We start from the raw sequence: 16,893 nt of genomic DNA, 5'->3' as shown, positions 1-16,893 counted from the left end.
CCGCAATGGCCCGTCGTTTTCGCGGCTTCCTGCCGGTGATCGTCGATGTCGAGACCGGTGGTTTCAACTGTGCAACCGACGCGCTGCTGGAAATAGCGGCGGTATTCGTCGTCATCGATGGCGATGGGCGGCTGCAACGCCATGACACCCATTGCTACCAGGTCCAGGCATTCGCCGGATCGGTGATCTCTCCCCAGGCCCTTGCCGTCAACGGCATCGACCCGGATCATCCGCTACGTCCTGCGCTGCCGGAGCGAGACGCACTGCAGCGCATTTTTCGTGTGGTCCGGGAGCGAATCCGCGCCGAATCCTGCCGGCGGGCCATCCTGGTTGGTCACAATGCTGCATTCGATCTGGGGTTTCTGAACGCTGCCGTGCAGCGCTGCGGCATCAAGCGCAATCCGTTTCATCCATTCTCGAGTTTCGATACGGCGACCCTGGCTGGAGCCGCACTCGGCCAGACCGTGCTCGCCAAGGCCGTGCAGGTTGCTGGCATCGACTGGGAAAGCGATGCAGCGCACTCGGCCAGCTACGACGCAGAGCGCACGGCCGAGCTTTTCTGCACGATATGCAATGACTGCCGGAGCAGCTACGAGGCAGCGCACCGCCGCGCCATCTCGCTCGGCTGGCAGGACCAGGTCACCGCGTCTGCGGACAGCGACGAGCCGACCGACCGGCCCGCGAACGACTAGCGCGGAAGATCAGGCTGCGTTCGCAGCACCGGCATCTTCGAGGAGCTGCCTCAGCTCGCCACTACGATACATCTCGAGCGCGATATCACAGCCGCCGATCAACTCACCTTTGACGTAAAGCTGCGGATAGGTGGGCCACCTGGAGTACTGCTTCAGTGCGTCGCGCAATTCCGGATCTTCGAAAATATTGACCGCGTGAAAATCACTGCCGCAGGAACGCAAGGCGGCCACTGTCTGGGCCGAGAAGCCACATTGCGGAAAATCGGGCGTACCCTTCATGAACAACACCACCGGCGCCGCCGCCAGGTGCTCGCGAATTCTTTCATTGACCTCTGCCATAGACTCCTCGGGTTCGGTTACGGTCCGCTACGACCAATCATCCTGTTTGACCAGGCAGAAACTCTGGGCGTTCCCTTGCCAGTGCCCAGCGCTCCTCCAGCGAGCGTATGGTTTCCCATTGCTGCAAAGCCGTCATCGACGCCCAGCGGGCGATTTCCTCGAGCGTACGTCGGCAGCCATTGCAGTAGCCGTCCTGACCGATGACACAGACATTGACGCATGGGGAAACAGGCCGGCTCGGCATCACAATTGAATTATGCGGTTGGCTGCCCTATTCTTCAATTGCCAGTATCACATTAAACAAGGCAGATCAGGGGGATAGCAGCACTTATGAATCCGCTTAACAGTATCAAGGGCACGTTGATTACGGGCTTCATACTCGCAATTCTCGTGTTGGTTTGGGTCGGCGGCGGCAATTTCCAGGAACTTTCGCTGGCGCGATGGTTTCACATCCTGGCGGGCATTACCTGGATTGGATTGCTGTATTACTTCAATTTCGTGCAGACACCCGCTCTTGCGAGCGCCGCCGCGGACAAAGGCGGCCCGGGCGGTGCCGGCATCAGCAAGTACGTCGCACCGCTTGCATTGCGCTGGTTCCGCTACGCAGCGCTGCTCACGTGGTTGACGGGCGCCTGGTACCTGGGGCGCGCTGGCTGGTTTGCCGATGCCTTCCTGCTGCGCAGCGATCGCTTGATCATCGGCATCGGCGCCTGGCTCGGCACGATCATGTTGTTCAATGTCTGGGTATTGATCTGGCCGAACCAGAAGAAAATTCTCGGCATCGTCCCCGCGACCGATGAGCAAAAGGCGGCAGCGCGCAAGGTTGCTGCAATGGCCTCCCGCACCAATACAGCCCTCTCCATTCCGATGCTGTTGTGCATGGGAAGTTCAGCGCATGGATTGCCATTCTTCGGCGGTTGAGGCGCGACTGGACGAACAGGGGAACCCGGCTTCGGCCGGGTTTCTTTTTGCTGCCCATCCGCGGCGATCGCCATGAAACCGGACGCGGCGGAAATACGTCGGCAGGTTGCAGCCGCCTTGGCCGAGGACATTGGTGGCGGCGATCTCACCGCAGCGCTGGTTCCCGTCGACCAGCAAGCCAGGGCACATGTGGTGGCGCGTGAGGATGCGGTAATCTGCGGTCAAGCGTGGTTCGAGTGCGCATTTCGCGAACTCGATGCGAATACGAAATTCACATGGTTCTGCCCCGAGGGCGGTCAGGTTCGCGCCGACGGGCGGGTGGCAACTGTCCAAGGCCAAGCCCGGGCCCTCCTGAGCGCCGAGCGCTGCGCGCTCAATTTCCTGCAGACACTGTCCGGCACCGCAACCGTTACAGCGAAATATGTTGCGGCGATGGACAATGACCATTGCCGACTCCTTGACACCCGCAAGACCATCCCGGGCCTGCGACATGCGCAGAAGTACGCTACCAAGGTCGGTGGCGCGCACAATCACCGCATGGGCCTTTATGACATGGTGCTGATCAAGGAAAACCACATCATGGCGGCGGGCGGAATCTCCCAGGCCGTTACATTGGCGCGACGCACGGCAGGCGCAGCCCGGATCGAAGTGGAAGTCGAAAATCTCGCAGAACTCAGGAACGCCCTCGCGGCAGAGCCCGACATCATCATGCTCGACGAATTTTCGCTCGCCGAGATGCGCGAGGCGGTCGCGCTCAACCGGCAACGCGCGACGCCCGTGCCGCTCGAAGCCTCCGGCAGCATCGATTTGCACAATATCGCCGAAGTTGCAGCCACAGGGGTCGATTATGTATCGGTCGGCGCCATCACCAAGCACCTGCGGGCCATCGATCTGTCGATGCGCTTCGAATTCGGCGGCGGCTAGCGCTGACGGGGCGAGCGACCGCTCAGGCGCTGACGGCCTTCAGCACACGCTGCGGCTGTGCCACGCCATAGCCCTGCGCGTAGTCGACGCCGAGGCTGGTGAGCATCTGTATGATCTCGGCGTTCTCGGCAAATTCGGCGATCGTCTGCTTGCCGGTAAGATGACCGATTTCGTTGATCGAACGGACCATTTCGCGGTCGATCGGGTCGTGCAGGATCTCGCGCACGAAACTGCCGTCGATCTTGAGGAAATCGACCGGGAAGTGCTTTAGATAGCCGAACGAGGAAAGACCCGTACCGAAATCATCGAGCGCAAAGCGGCAGCCGAGCTCCTTGAGCGCCTGGATGAAGCGGTTGGCCTGCGAGAAGCTCGCCACCGCAGCCGTTTCCGTGATCTCGAAACAGATCTTGTTGGCATCGATTCCACTGCGGCGGAATTGCTCGATGACAAATGGCAGAAACTTGTCGTCGCCCAGGCTCTGCCCGGACAGGTTGATCGAGCACATCGCAAGCTTTTCGCGCTCATCCGCCTCCGAGACCAGCCAGCGCAAGGCATTTTCAATGACCCAGCGGTCGATATTGGGCGTGATGCCATAACGCTCCGCCGCAGCGATGAAATTGTCAGGTGCGATGATGCGACCGTTTTCGTCGCGCATGCGCAGCAACAGCTCATAGTGCAAGCCCACGGCCGGACCCTGAAGCGGCTGGATCGGCATGCGGAACAGCTCGAACCGGCCCTCCTCGAGCGCGGTATTGATACGCGCAGCCCATTGCATCTCACGGCGTCTGCGCATCAACTCGATGTCATTCTCGGCAAAGCTGTGCACCCGATTGCGTCCGGCTTCCTTGGCCGCGGCACAGGCACTGTCGGCGGCCGAAACGATTGACGCCACGTCCTCGTTGTCTGCGGTGATCGGTACCACGCCGATGCTCGCGCCCAGCCTGAACACGCGATCTTCCCAGGTGAAGCGGAAATTGCGAACCGCCTCGCGCAGGTTCTCTGCGGTGCGCATGGCCTCATCGAGTGAACAGCTCTCGAGCAGCACGCCGAATTCATCTCCGCCGAGGCGTGCAAGCGTGTCGCGCCACCGCACCTTGGCCTTCAACAAGGCGCCAACCTGCCCGAGCAGACTGTCGCCCGCGCTGTGTCCGCAGCTGTCGTTGACGATCTTGAACTGATCGATATCGATATAGCACAGGGCGTAGGATGACTCGCGCGCGCGGGCGCTCTTCAGCGCGCGCTCCAGGCGATTCTCGAACTCACGCCGATTGACGAGCCCTGTGAGCAGATCGTGGCTGGCGTGATAGGACAACCGGCGATTCAATTCGCGCGATTCGCTGACGTCGTGGAAGACGAGCACGCCGCCTGCGACCTGACCGGCGCCATCGCGAATCGGCGCCGCGGTGCTCTCAACGTAAAGCTCGTTGCCGTCGCGACGGATGAGTAGCATCGGTCGCACGGACTTGGCGGGTCGACTGCGTCGGATCGACGTCGTCAGTGGATTTTCCAGCGGCTCGCAGGTCTCTTCGTGAAAAGCTCGAAACACCTCGTCGACGGGCCGGCCCATTGCGTCCTCGAGGCGCCAGCCGGTCAGTTGCTCGGCCACCGGATTCACGTAGTCGATCACGGAATGAGCGTCGGTGGTGATGACGCCGTCGCCGATCGACTGCAGAGTGATCTGCGCACTCTCCTTTTCGCGAAACAGCGCTTCCTCGTAGATGCGCCGTTCCGTTATATCGAGTTCGACGCCCACCAGGCGCAGCAACCGGCCATGCTCGTCGAGGCGCGCTTTTGCCCGGCTCGCGACCCAGCGCCATTCGCCATTGCGATGCCTCATGCGATGTACGCTGTCGAACATTGGCGATTCGCCGGCGATGTGCTCGCGGATACCGGACTGAACGCGACCGATGTCGTCAGGATGCACGAGTCCACGCCAGTCGAGCGATGCGCTCTCCGACTCGTCATAGCCGAGCATCTGCTTCCAGCGCGGTGAAAAAAACGTACGGTTCAATTCAACGTCAAAGTCCCAGAGCCCGTCGTTGGCAGCCGCCTGGGCGAGCAACTCGCGCTCTTCCACCCGCTGCAACCTCGTTTCGAGCGCAAGTCTTGCCAGGCCGGCACCGAGCGATGCACCCGCAAGCTTAAGCAGCAGCCGACGATGCACGCTGAAGGATCCCTTTGGCAGTGACTCGCACAGCCCGATCAACGCTGCCGGCCGACCCTGCACCTGCACGGTAACGAACAATGCAGCCGCGATGCGCGCGGCGGCGAGACGTCGGGCGTCGGTGAGTTGCTCGCGCCGCGGCGTGCTCGTGTCGAGGAATTCGGACAGGCGCAGGTGCTCACTGCGCTGCTTCAACCAGGGCAGCAGCGCATACTCCTGGCCCTGCAATTCATCCGGATCACAGGGATTGAGTCCGTTGCGCGCGGTATGGAGCGTCGCCAGCACCGCAGCCTCCGGGTCGAGCAAGGCGATGCAGCAGGCGTCGCAGCCGCTCGTCTCGAGCAAATCCTCGACGCAACCGGCAAGAACGCTATCGCGCTTCGACGCCTCGAGATTCTGCAGGTCGACGATCAGCTTGGTGCCGCGTGCATCGAGCCCGATGGCGCCCGCACTGTGGCGGCGCACCGGCCAGTTCTCCGGCGCCAACACGTCGGAGGCCGCGAAATCGGCTGGATCGTCTGGAGACGTCGTGGACATGCGGTCCTTAGGACTCCGGCAAATTTTGAGTTGTCATTCTGACGAAGTTTCCAAGAAAAACCGCAGACTTACGCCACAATTCACCGGCGTAGTCCAACTCCCTGGGCAGGTGAACATTTTGACATACATGCAAAGGAAAACAAGGTAACTAATTGATACTGAATCAGAATAGCCTAGGAACGCACTGCGGAGCCGCCGCGTCGCGCGCCTCTTGGCGCCTGTACAGAGCCCGCCCTAGGGCGCGCGATGTCCGGGTTTTGCCGGATCGTAGTAAAGGGCATGAGTGAGCGAACCCCGGGCCACACAGGGCGCGGAGGCAACGCCGGTCACCCACCACCACGATTCAGAGGCACTGTGTCCTGCGCGCACCAATCGGGCACCCGGGAAACAGGGTCGCAAAAGGCTATCAGGCACCAGCAGCAACCGGCGCTGCCCGGCGGCGAGCCATGCGGCCGCGTCGTCGGCCTCGGCATTGCCTTCACGCCAACGGCGATGTCCGAAGTTCCAGGCTGGCCGGTCGAGGTACAGGAGGAATTGCTCCTTGTACGCGACCAGGCCGATGTCGTAGTTGTCGGGTATTGCGCGCAATGCGCCGGCTACGAAGTCGCGGCCCGAACGTTCGCCATTCATCAGGGGCGCGATGCCGATGCCAAACATGACGCAGAACATGGCAAAGACGACGGGCCAGGCAAGGTAGCCACGCGAGCGGGACAACAATGCAACCGCGAGCAATGCGGTGATGCCGAAATAGAGCAATGGCCTGGTGTTGGCAATGCCAGCCTCGCCGAGGACGTCCTGCAACATGGGCAGTTGCAACTGGGCAGCCGCAAACAGCACGAGCATGGCTGCCACCAAGATGCCAGCGAGCGCGAGACTCCAACGGCTCAGTGCGCGGCGCAACAGAACGGTCTCGAGTGGCGCCGCCGCAATGACCGCCAATACAGGGAGCAGCGGCAGGAGATACACACCGCGCTTTCCGGACGACAGCGAGAAGAACAAGAAACAAATCAGCAGATAGCTCAGCAACAGAGCCACGCGGCCATTGCCGTCGCACCATGATCGGTACCAGGCAGGCACCAGCCAGAAAAGCAGCAAACTGAACGGCAACCACAGTCCGGGCACCACTTCGACCAGAAAGTAATACCAGGGGCGGTTGTGATGCCACGCCGATGCGTATCGACCCACCGTTTGCTTGAACAGGATCTCGTCGCGATAGGCCGCGATATCAGGCGATACCATGGCGGCGACCAATACCGGCACCAACCACGATGTGATCGCAAGCAGCATGCCAAGTGGCGCCAGCAGCCACAGCCCGACGTTGCCAGTTCCGGCATACAGTCCACGGAAACCGCGACGCCGCAACCAGATGTAGGGGAACACCATCAGAATGGGCAGGAACCCGACGCCCTTGGTGATCACGCCGAGGCCCGCTGCCACGCCGCCGACAAAATACCACCCCCAGGCCGGCCCGAATATCAGGTGGCGCGACAGCGCATATACCGATAGCGTCATCAGCGCGCATAGCAGTGGATCGATCTGGGCGCCGCGCATCGTTGTCGTAAATTGCAGCGTGACGAGCAATGTGATTGCCGTCGCGATCGCAGCGTACCGCCCGCTCAGACGTCGCGCCAGGTCGTAGACCAGCCACAGCGTTGCAACCGCGCTGACAAGCGCTGGCAGCAGGAACGACCAGCGCAGCGAACCGAACAACGCGTAGCTCGCCGCGAGTGACCAGAAAAAAAGCGGCGGTTTGTCGGGATATAGATCGCCCCCGATGACGGGAATCAGCCAGTTGCCACTGGCAATCATGTCGCGCGCCAACAGCACGAAGCGGGGTTCGTCCGCCGGCCACGGATCCCGCAGCCCCAATCCGCTGCCGATGACTGCCAGAGCGGCGAACGCCAGCAAGGCGGCGTCGCACCAACGCCACGCCGCCGTTGTCACCGGATCGGGCATCGACACAGCGTTCAGGCGTCCACCTGCTGGCGGCCGGATCGCAGAAGATGCAGGTTGCGAAGGTACACGAACACACCGGCGCCCTGGCCCACGATGAATACCGGATCGCGCTTGTAGAGCGCGTAAGAGAGAAGGGTCAGACCTCCCGCCAGACTGAAATACCAGAACGCCCGCGGCACGATACTGCGCCTGACGCGTTCGCTGGCAATCCACTGCACTATGAAACGCGCAGAGAACATCGCCTGACCAAGAAAGCCGACCGCCAGCCACAGCTGATCCGCCGAGAATTTCATGACTTATCCTGTTCCTCTGTAATCCGCAGGCCAGCGACACGCCGTCGCTGCAACCACATCACACCCAGGGTGTCGACGATGCCGACCCAGAGTCTGTTGAACATGCCGTACTTCGATTGGCCACGCTGTCGCGGACGATGATTGACCACCACCGAGACCACGGCCGCACCCTGACGCTGAAACAGTGCGGGCAGGAAACGGTGCATGTGGTCGAAATAAGGCAGTCGAAGGAATGTCTCGCGCTCGAACAGCTTGATGCCACAACCCGTGTCGGGCGTGCCATCGTCAAGCAATGCCGCACGTACCTTGTTGGCAAGGCGCGATTGCAAGCGGCGGAAAGCACTGTCGCGGCGTCGCGCGCGATTGCCCATGATGAGGCGCACTCCAGCGTGTTGCGGCTCGCCTCTGGCGGCCAGCAGTGCGGGCAGATCGGCCGGATCGTTCTGTCCATCGCCGTCGAGCGTTGCTACCCACTGCGCTCGCGCCGCCGCCACGCCGGTTGCGAGCGCGGCGCTCTGCCCCGCGCGGCGCGAATGACGCAGCAATCGCAGGGCGCACTGGGGATGGGACTGCCGTGCCCGCAGCACTTCCTCGGCGCTGTCGTCGCTGCTGCCGTCATCGACGTAGATTATTTCGAAGTCAACGCCGGCAAGCGCGCCGCATATCTCCTCGACCAGCGGACCGATATTCGGCGACTCGTTGCAAACCGGTACCACGACTGACAGCGATGGTGTCATCATCGCGTCTTTGCAATGAGTGCCGAGCGGGCATCGAGATATAGACTTCGCAGTAGCTGCCCGAGTCGATCCTGGTTCGCGGCGAGTGCGTCACCCGACTGAGTCCTCGCAATGAACTGAGGTTCGCCAATCGCAATGGCAATGCGGGCAAACGGCCATGGAATCACGAACCGGTCCCAATGCACGAACCAGGCCCGGCTGGCGGCATAGGCGAGCGGAATTATCGGCCTGCCCGACATCTGCGCGAGCAGGATTGCACCCGGCTTGAATTGAAAGCGCGGACCCCGTGGCCCGTCAGGCGTAATCGCCGGTGACACGCCAAGCTTTTTCAGTGCGTCGAAATAATCGCGCAACGCGCGCGCACCCGTGTGAGTCGATGATCCACGGATGACGTGGCCACCGAGCCGCCCTACCACCATCGCGCCCAACTCACCATCAACGGATGGGCTTATCAGAAAGCCGAGTTTCAATCCGTGCACTGCCTCGTCCAGCAGGTATTTGCCGCAGAAAAGCTGGTGCTGGTGCCAATAGCATGGAATTACCGCGCCGCCGCTGGCGGCAGTACGCAAGTGTTCCGCGCCGAGCACCACGCGCACGCGGCAGCTCCGCCAGAACAATTGCACGATCGCAATGATGATCGGCACCGCGAGCCGGTAGCCGATTCGCCGCCAGCCCGTCATTCGCCGGGACGAGCGCGTCTGGGTGCGGTAGACGGTGTTGCGCAGCTCCCCCCTGGGGTTCGAGTCGTTCATCGGCTGTGGATTCCGGCCGCTCCAGTGACGCCGTGCAAAGCGGCGCATTGTCGGGCATGGCCTGCAGATAGACAAGTTGCCCCGTTCGCCGGACAGTGCTGCGGTAAACTAAAGGGGTGGCGATAATGGGGACTAACGAACCACAACGCACATCGACTCCGCCCGAGCCGGACGAGCAGTTCGACATCGGTGCGACGGACGATTCCCTGCAGCGCATGGTCGAACTCTTTGCGCGCCTGGGCGACACCTATCGGGTGTACTCGCCGGCTCGTCGCGGCTACGTCTACGTCATCAATCATCCTGATGATATCAAGCGGGTACTGGTGTCGAACCACCGCAATTACCGCAAGGGTCTTGGCCTCGATCGGGTACGCATATTGCTTGGCAACGGCATCATGACCAGCGAGGGCGAGTTCTGGCGCCGCCAGAGATACATGATGCAGCCGACGTTCCACCGTCGCATCATCAACGAATTCGCCAGCCAGATTGCGACGATCAACGACCGCTATTTGCAACGCTGGGAGGTGCTGGCGCGCAGCGGCGAGGCGCTCAACATCACCGAAGAGATGAGTGAACTCACGCTCGACATCGTACTGCACTCCATTTTTGGCCGCGACCTCGAGAGACTCACCGCGGAGCACGGCGAAAACCCCTTCGTTGTAGTCACCCGGGAACCCGCGCGTGACCTGCGCTTTGCCTACAAATTCCGATCACTGGGCAAGACCATCGCACAACTCCTCGATCGACGCCGCGCACTCGAGGAAGAGCACTTCGACTATGTCGCCATGTTGATGCAGGCGCGTGACAAGGAAACGGGCGATGCCATGTCGACCCGCGAGCTGATCGACGAAATCATGACGCTGGTCGTGGCGGGTCACGAGACGACGGCAAGCTCGCTCAACTGGACCTGGTACCTCATCGCGGAACACCCGCAGGTCGAGCAACACCTGCAACGGGAAGTCGACGCATTCGACGAAGCGGCCGGCTTCGGCCTGCAGACCATGGAGGGACTCGCTTACACACAACAGGTAATCAACGAGTCACTGCGCCTGTATCCGCCCGGCTGGTTGTTGTCGAGGCGGGCGATCGAAGACGATCAACTCGGCGGCTTCCCCATTGCAGCGGGCACGGATGTGCTGCTCTCGCCCTATGTCCTGCACCGCCATCCGCGCTATTGGCGCGAGCCGGATGCATTCCTGCCCGAACGCTTCGATGATGCGCATGAAGCGCAGCGTCCGCGCTTCGCCTATATGCCCTTCGCCGCCGGACCGAGACACTGCATCGGCGAGACGTTCGCCGTCTACGAAATGCTGATACATCTATGTAAAGCTGCCAGGCGCTTCCGACTGCGTCGCGCCGACAGCTCTCCGATAGATCTCGAAGCGCAGGTCAATCTGCGCACCCGCGCGCCATTGCTGATGAAACTGGAAAAACGTTGATGCAGATTCCGTCGACCCTGTGTGAAATGCTCGCCGGCAACCGCAATGCCGACCGTGAAGTCATCTATCTCGAGGGCGAGCACCACGAACGGCGCGTCCGGTTCAGCGAGTTGCACGAACGCGCCCTCGGCATTCTCCATCACCTGCAGGCGCTGGGCGCCAAAGCCGGCGATCGCATCATCCTCTACCTGAACGACAACGAACAATTCGTCGACGCATTCTTCGCGGCAGTGCTCGGTGGTATCGTCCCCGTGCCCGTGGCCGTCGGCATCAGTGATGAGCACCGCCACAAGCTCATGCGCATCGCTGCGCTGCTGCGCGAGCCGTTCATTTATACGGACCGCAAGACACTCCAGCGCATCGGCAAGTACGCAGAACAGCACGGACAGTCGGCAATTCTTGCGGCCCTGCAGGACAAGGCTTTCTATACGGATGATCTGACCGACATTGGCCGCAGTGGCCGCCCCTTTGCGGCCCGCCCCGAAGACACGGCGTTCGTACAGTTTTCCTCAGGCTCGACCAGCGATCCGAAGGGCGTGGTATTGACTCACGGCAATATCATGGCGAATGCCCGCGGCGCTGGAATTGCCGCCGGCTTCAGTGACGCCGATCAAACCCTGTCTTGGATGCCCCTCACCCACGACATGGGCCTGATCGGCATGACCATCTTCATGATGAGTCACCGGATGAACGTGGGATTGATGTCGACCGAATTGTTCATCCGTCGGCCGCTGCTGTGGTTGCAGTTCGCGTCCCGCCTCGGCAGCACCATTCTCGCTTCACCGAATTTCGGTTACCGCCATTACCTGAAGGTCCTTGGCGAGCGCTCGTACGAGTCTCTCGATCTTTCACGGGTCCGAATCCTGTTCAATGGCGCCGAGCCCATCTCGGTTGACCTGTGCGAAGAGTTCCTTGCCCGCATGGCCGCTGCGGGCCTTGCACGCCGGGCCATGTTCCCGGTCTACGGGCTCGCCGAAGCCTCGCTCGCGGTCAGCTTCCCGAAACTCGGGCAAATGCTGCATTCCATCTGCGTCGACCGGCACCAGCTTGCAGTCGGCGATCGACCGGCCATGCTGGCAACGACCGCACGCGACGCCACGCAGCTCATGTCGGTGGGTCGGGCGATACCGCATTGCGAACTGCGCATCTGCGACGACAGCGATCAGGCCCTCGCGGCGGGCCTTGTGGGCCACATACAGATCCGCGGCGAGAATGTCACTCACGGCTACCTCGACAATCCGCAGGCCAACTCGGCCGCATTTGCCGCCGACGGCTGGCTGCGCACCGGCGATCTGGGGCTCATCCACGATGGCGACCTGTACATCGCCGGCCGCGACAAGGAAATCATTTTCGTCAATGGCCAGAACTACTACCCGCACGATCTCGAGGACATTGCCGTCAAGGAAGCTGGCCTTGAACTCGGCAAGGTAGTAGCCATCGGCGCGCGTCCGCGCGGTGCGCAAGCCGATCAGGTCGTTGTTTTCGTCCTGCATCGGCAGGAACTGACTGACTTCCTGCCCGTCGCGAACGCCGTGGCGCGCGCATTGAACGAGCACACGGGAATAGAAATCGCAGAGGTCGTACCGGTCAAGCGCATTCCCAAGACGACCAGCGGCAAGATCCAGCGGGTTCAGCTCGAAACTGCCTATGTCGACGGCGAATTCGACACCGAGCTCGGCCAGCTCGCCGCGCTACGCGCGGCCCAACAACGACCGGGTGCGGCTGCCGCCAGTGATATCGAAGCGCGTCTGCTCGGTATTTGCGAACAGGCGCTGCAGGGCCAGGCGCTCGGCCTCGATGACAACTTGTTCGAAATCGGCGCAAGCTCACTCAAGCTGATCGAAATTCACGAGCAGATCGACCAGACCTATCCCGGCAGCGTCGATCTGACCGAGCTGTTCGACTATCCGACCATCCGCGAACTGGCCGCCTTCCTCGAGCAGAAGCTCGCCGCAGCCTAGCGACTAACCCGTGACCCCGCGTGAACCGGCAGCGCGGCTGGCCGTGCCGTAAAGCGGCTTGTGCAGCTTCCATCGCTTGTGTGACCACGGCCAGTCCGCGGGCGCGTCCCTGATCTGCTCCTCGACACGCGCGGCATATCGCTCGGTGATATCCCCGGCACGGAGTTTTTCGCTGGCCGGTTCCGCGAGCAACTCGAAGCGCATTTCGTAGACGCCGCGGCGCAAGCGGCGCATGGCTATGAAAAATGTAGGTGCACGCGTAACGCGGGCAATTTCCTCAGCGCCGAGGAAGAACGCACTGTCCCGGTTGAGGAAGCGCAGCCAGTGCTTGCGCTCGCTCTGCACAGGCTCCTGGTCCGCAACCAATGCGACGGCGCGCGTAATCCTGCCGCGCTGCAGGACGTCCGCCAGCAGGTTCTGCGCGGGCACCATGCGCGCACCAAAGCGTTCGCGAATCGTCAACATCTCGCGCTCGGCCCAGGTATTGACCAAGGGTTTGTAAGCCGCATCGAGCGGATAGCCAAGATCCGCGGACAGCGCAAGCAGCATCCACTCCCAATTGCACTGATGCGCAGCAACCAGCAAAACCGACTGGTTCCTCGCCAGGCGCTCGCGCAACAACCCGGGGTTGACGATGTGCACCCGCTCGCGCATCTGCTCCAGGCTCATGCGAGCCGATTTGATGATCTCGACCAGCACCTCGGCAAAACCGCGATAGTAATCGCGCATCAGCCGCTCGATCGCGCCGGCCTCGAGCTGCGGGAAGGCCTTTTGCAGGTTCGGCCGCACCACATGCGCGCGGTAACGGGCGATGCGATAGGCAATCCAGGCAAGGAAGTCCGCCAGCGCGTAAAGAAGCGGCATTGGCAAGGACGCGAACGCCCGCACCCACCACGCCGACCGCCTGGCTTGCGCCTCGCTGTGCACGAGACCGTCAGGTCACTGGATTGTCAGCGCATTGTCGATGAGCATTTCTGCGCCATTGATGAAACGCGACTCGTCGCTGGCGAGGAAGACGACCAGGCTGGCAACATCCTCGGGCTTGCCGACGCCCCAGGGCGTGGCCTCCATGTCGCTCATCTTGAGCCCGAGCTGGTCGTTCGCCGAGTGCACCATGGCCGTGTCAATCGCGCCGGCGTGAATCGAATTGCAGCGAATGTCGTACTTGTGCATCTGGCAATGCACGGCGATCGACTTGGTCATCGCCCGAACTGCGCCTTTGGCCGCACTGTATGCGAAAAATACCGGATACCCCAGGTGGCTCGCAACCGAGGACATGTTGATGATGGAGCCGCCGCCGCTGTTGCGCATCGCGGGAATGGCAGCGCGACAACCGAGGTAGACGCCTTCGGACATGACGGCGTTGGCGAAGCGAAATTGCTCGAGCGTCGTCGTTTCAGGATCCGCGACGACGACGACACCGGCGTTGTTGACCAGCACATGCAAACCGCCCATGCGCTCTGTGGTCTGCGCGACGACGTCCCGCCAGGCCGCCTCATCGCGCACATCCTGGCGCACGAACATGCCGCTGCCCTTGGCAATCCGGTTGATTTCAGCGGCCACTTTCTCGCCTTCGGCGGCATTGACATCGGTTACAACGACGCGCGCGCCTTCACGCGCCATGGCCAGCGCGTCGGCACGCCCGAGGCCCGACGCCGCACCAGTTACGATTGCCACCTTGCCCGTCAGTCGTCCCATGCACCGCTCCTCCGTGGTCGATCACGCAGTATTGCATGCGGCCAAAGCCGTGGCCAAGCCCGGCGGACGTGACAATGTCAGCCGCGTTTCGCCAGCGCCTTGGCTGCGTCCATGAATGGCGCAATGACATCGATGGGCACAGGGAAGAGGATGGTCGAGTTCTTGTCCGCGGCGACCACCGTGAGCGTTTCCAGGAATCGCAGCTGCAGCGCCTGCGGTTGCTGGGCAAGTACTGCCGCGGCCTGGGCGAGTTTTTCTGCCGCCTGCTGTTCGCCTTCGGCGTGGATGATCTTGGCGCGGCGCTCTCGTTCGGCCTCCGCCTGCCGGGCAATGGCCCGCACCATGGTCTCGTTGATATCGACATGCTTGATCTCGACATTGGCCACCTTGATGCCCCAGGCGTCGGTTTGGCTGTCGAGGATGCGCTGGATATCGAGGTTCAGGCGATCTCGCTCGCCGAGCATTTCGTCCAGCTCGTGCTTGCCAAGTACGGCGCGCAGGGTTGTCTGCGCCAGTTCGCTGGTCGCGACCAGGTAGCGTTGCACCTGGATGATCGCCTTCTGCGGATCGACGACTCGAAAGTACACGACGGCGTTGACCTTGACCGAGATATTGTCCTTCGATATGACGTCCTGGCTCGGCACGTCCATGGTGACCAGGCGCAGGTCGACGCGCACCATCTGCATCAGCCCCGGAATGACCAGCGCAAGACCAGGGCCCTTGACTTTCCAGAACCGTCCGAGCAGGAACACCACGCCACGTTCGTACTCGCGGAATATCTTGATGGAACTCAATACCAGGAAGATCGCGAAAACGACCAGGATTGAACCGACGGAACCGAAAACTGGCAGCATGCTCTGCTCCTTGATTATTTAAGATGAATTGCGTTTGGAACCTGTCTCACGAACCCGCGGGCGATCATGAGCCGGATTCCAGCTAGTTCTTGACCGGCGACGGGCTGACGTGGAGCGTCAGTCCATAGATCGCATCGACACGCACGTGTTGGCCTTGCTGCAGCGGTCGATCGGCTCGCACGCGCCACCGCTCGCCGTGCACGAGGGCATAGCCGTCATCGCCATGACAGTCGATGACGATTCCCTCCATGCCCTTGAGCTCATCGGCGCCCGAAGCAACCGGTGCGCGATGCGCCCTGCGGGCCAGCCACCCCGCCAGCAAGCTGACCGCGAGCCCCACCATCGCGAGGCTGGAAATGATGGCGAGTGGCACCCGGGTCTCGGGTGAATCGCGATCGAACAACAGCAGGCCGCCAAGGACGATTGCGAGTGCCCCGCCGATGCCCAGGGCGCCGAATCCTCCCACGAATATTTCCCCCACGAGCAGCGCAGCTCCGAGACCAATGAGCGCAAGCCCGGCGAAGTTGATCGGCAAGGTCTGCAGGGCGAACAACCCGAGCAACAGGCAAATGGCGCCCGCGATGCCCGGCAGGCCGAATCCCGGACTGGTGAACTCGAAAATGAGACCGTAGACGCCCAGCATCATGAGGATCAGCGCCAGCTGAGGGTTCGCGAGGACGGCCAGCAGCTGGTTGCGCCAGTCGGGCCTGACGGCCTCTATACGGGCGCCTGCGAGCTGAAGTACTCGTTCGCCGTCAGCTGTCATGACTCGGCGACCGTCGATTTCGACGAGCAAAGAATCGACATCCGCGGCCACGATGTCGATCGCGCCGATCGCGAGGGCTTCGGAGGCGGCGATTGCATCGGCGTCGCGCACCGCGCGCTCCGCCCAATCGGCATTCCGGCCGCGCAATTGCGCCAGGCCCCGGAGGTAGGCGGCTGCATCGTTGATCTGCTTCGCCTTCATGGCATCTGCAGGCGGAGGTCCGGGCGCGTGCTCCGCCTCGGGCGAATCCGGCGTCGTCCTGGATGGCACGTCGTCCGGGACAGGCGTCACGGGTCCTCCGATCTGCACGGGAGTCGCGGCGCCAATCGTAGTCGCTGGCGCCATGGCAGCCACATGCGTCGCGTAGAGGATATACGTACCAGCGCTCGCCGCTCGTGCGCCTTCGGGAGCCACGAACCCAGCTACCGGGATGGGCGATGCGAGGATTTCGCGAATCATGTCCCGCATCGACGTGTCGAGGCCACCCGGTGTATCGAGCTGCAGCACGACCAACGACGCGTTGTTCTCGCGCGCCCAACGCAACCCGCGTTGCAGGTAGTCGGCGGATGCGGGCGTAATGGGCCCGGTGAGTTCGAGCAAGGCAACGACGGAGGGCTCGCTCCTGGCCGCGTTGGCCGCGTTGGCCGCAGTGGGTGGCAGGAGGCCCATGATCAAACCCACGGACAGCAGCACAAGCCAGCGCGCGCTGACTGCAAGTTGGCCAAGCAAGGTCTGCATGGGCCCTCGCGCCAGTTTGGATGAAACCATGCCGGAGAGAGGACTCGAACCTCCGACCCGCGCATTACGAATGCGCTGCTCTACCAGCTGAGCTACTCCGGCGCCGGAACCGGGAATTCTAA

The 16,893-nt window shown here is 62.2% G+C and carries 16 protein-coding genes and 1 tRNA gene; 5 read left to right on the top strand and 12 right to left on the bottom strand.

The window, feature by feature from the left end:
• Positions 1 to 5 precede the first annotated feature (5 nt).
• Positions 6 to 692: a ribonuclease T gene (gene rnt / locus R3E77_07660; protein ID MEZ5499290.1), complete on the top strand. Its 687-nt coding sequence runs from the start codon at positions 6 to 8 to the stop codon at positions 690 to 692.
• 9 nt (positions 693 to 701) lie between these two features.
• Here rnt and grxD read toward each other — a convergent pair whose 3' ends face one another.
• Positions 702 to 1,031 (bottom strand): Grx4 family monothiol glutaredoxin, encoded by a 330-nt coding sequence (gene grxD, locus R3E77_07655; GenBank protein MEZ5499289.1) that lies wholly within the window; start codon positions 1,029 to 1,031, stop codon positions 702 to 704.
• A gap of 37 nt (positions 1,032 to 1,068) precedes the next feature.
• Complete coding sequence (locus R3E77_07650; protein MEZ5499288.1) at positions 1,069 to 1,275, bottom strand: DUF1289 domain-containing protein; 207 nt, start codon at positions 1,273 to 1,275, stop codon at positions 1,069 to 1,071.
• 86 nt (positions 1,276 to 1,361) lie between these two features.
• On the opposite strand from R3E77_07650, the gene R3E77_07645 reads away from it, so the two are divergent.
• On the top strand, positions 1,362 to 1,952 hold the full coding sequence (locus R3E77_07645; GenBank protein MEZ5499287.1) for a urate hydroxylase PuuD: 591 nt from the start codon (positions 1,362 to 1,364) through the stop codon (positions 1,950 to 1,952).
• A 72-nt stretch (positions 1,953 to 2,024) separates the two neighbouring features.
• Positions 2,025 to 2,876: a carboxylating nicotinate-nucleotide diphosphorylase gene (gene nadC, locus R3E77_07640; protein MEZ5499286.1), complete on the top strand. Its 852-nt coding sequence runs from the start codon at positions 2,025 to 2,027 to the stop codon at positions 2,874 to 2,876.
• 22 nt (positions 2,877 to 2,898) lie between these two features.
• Here nadC and R3E77_07635 read toward each other — a convergent pair whose 3' ends face one another.
• The 5 genes from R3E77_07635 to R3E77_07615 form a co-directional block, all read right to left on the bottom strand.
• Positions 2,899 to 5,577, bottom strand: coding sequence for an EAL domain-containing protein (locus R3E77_07635; protein MEZ5499285.1), 2,679 nt, complete (start codon positions 5,575 to 5,577; stop codon positions 2,899 to 2,901).
• A gap of 234 nt (positions 5,578 to 5,811) precedes the next feature.
• Positions 5,812 to 7,533 (bottom strand): glycosyltransferase family 39 protein, encoded by a 1,722-nt coding sequence (locus R3E77_07630; GenBank protein ID MEZ5499284.1) that lies wholly within the window; start codon positions 7,531 to 7,533, stop codon positions 5,812 to 5,814.
• 11 nt (positions 7,534 to 7,544) lie between these two features.
• Positions 7,545 to 7,826 carry a lipid-A-disaccharide synthase N-terminal domain-containing protein gene (locus R3E77_07625; protein ID MEZ5499283.1) on the bottom strand — a complete coding sequence of 94 codons (282 nt, stop codon included), beginning with the start codon at positions 7,824 to 7,826 and terminating at the stop codon, positions 7,545 to 7,547.
• Positions 7,823 to 8,566 carry a glycosyltransferase gene (locus R3E77_07620; protein ID MEZ5499282.1) on the bottom strand — a complete coding sequence of 248 codons (744 nt, stop codon included), beginning with the start codon at positions 8,564 to 8,566 and terminating at the stop codon, positions 7,823 to 7,825. The genes R3E77_07625 and R3E77_07620 overlap by 4 nt, the downstream gene beginning before the upstream one ends.
• Positions 8,563 to 9,315, bottom strand: coding sequence for a lysophospholipid acyltransferase family protein (locus tag R3E77_07615; GenBank protein ID MEZ5499281.1), 753 nt, complete (start codon positions 9,313 to 9,315; stop codon positions 8,563 to 8,565). Before R3E77_07615 ends, R3E77_07620 begins: the two co-directional genes overlap by 4 nt.
• A 125-nt stretch (positions 9,316 to 9,440) precedes the next feature.
• On the opposite strand from R3E77_07615, the gene R3E77_07610 reads away from it, so the two are divergent.
• Both R3E77_07610 and R3E77_07605 read left to right on the top strand, forming a co-directional pair.
• Positions 9,441 to 10,754, top strand: a complete 1,314-nt coding sequence (locus R3E77_07610; GenBank protein ID MEZ5499280.1) for a cytochrome P450 — start codon at positions 9,441 to 9,443, stop codon at positions 10,752 to 10,754.
• The gene (locus tag R3E77_07605; GenBank protein ID MEZ5499279.1) at positions 10,754 to 12,715 is read left to right on the top strand and encodes a non-ribosomal peptide synthetase; all 1,962 of its coding nucleotides are present in this window, start codon (positions 10,754 to 10,756) and stop codon (positions 12,713 to 12,715) included. The genes R3E77_07610 and R3E77_07605 overlap by 1 nt, the downstream gene beginning before the upstream one ends.
• Positions 12,716 to 12,718: 3 nt before the next feature.
• Here R3E77_07605 and R3E77_07600 read toward each other — a convergent pair whose 3' ends face one another.
• The 5 genes from R3E77_07600 to R3E77_07580 all read right to left on the bottom strand — a co-directional run bounded on the left by R3E77_07600 (position 12,719) and on the right by R3E77_07580 (position 16,873).
• A complete protein-coding gene (locus R3E77_07600; GenBank protein MEZ5499278.1) occupies positions 12,719 to 13,603 on the bottom strand; it encodes a lysophospholipid acyltransferase family protein in 885 nt (294 codons plus the stop codon).
• Positions 13,604 to 13,654: 51 nt separating this feature from the next.
• Positions 13,655 to 14,413, bottom strand: a complete 759-nt coding sequence (locus R3E77_07595; GenBank protein MEZ5499277.1) for an SDR family oxidoreductase — start codon at positions 14,411 to 14,413, stop codon at positions 13,655 to 13,657.
• 77 nt (positions 14,414 to 14,490) lie between these two features.
• Positions 14,491 to 15,267: a slipin family protein gene (locus tag R3E77_07590; GenBank protein MEZ5499276.1), complete on the bottom strand. Its 777-nt coding sequence runs from the start codon at positions 15,265 to 15,267 to the stop codon at positions 14,491 to 14,493.
• Positions 15,268 to 15,349: 82 nt separating this feature from the next.
• Positions 15,350 to 16,801 (bottom strand): nodulation protein NfeD, encoded by a 1,452-nt coding sequence (locus tag R3E77_07585; protein MEZ5499275.1) that lies wholly within the window; start codon positions 16,799 to 16,801, stop codon positions 15,350 to 15,352.
• A tRNA-Thr gene (locus R3E77_07580) sits at positions 16,801 to 16,873 on the bottom strand. The genes R3E77_07585 and R3E77_07580 overlap by 1 nt, the downstream gene beginning before the upstream one ends.
• Positions 16,874 to 16,893: the final 20 nt, after the last annotated feature.

The sequence above is a fragment of the Steroidobacteraceae bacterium genome (assembly GCA_041395505.1).
Taxonomy (GTDB): domain Bacteria; phylum Pseudomonadota; class Gammaproteobacteria; order Steroidobacterales; family Steroidobacteraceae; genus JAWLAG01.
The sequence above is the reverse complement of the archived record's forward strand: the minus strand, read 5'-3'. Positions and strand labels throughout refer to the sequence as shown.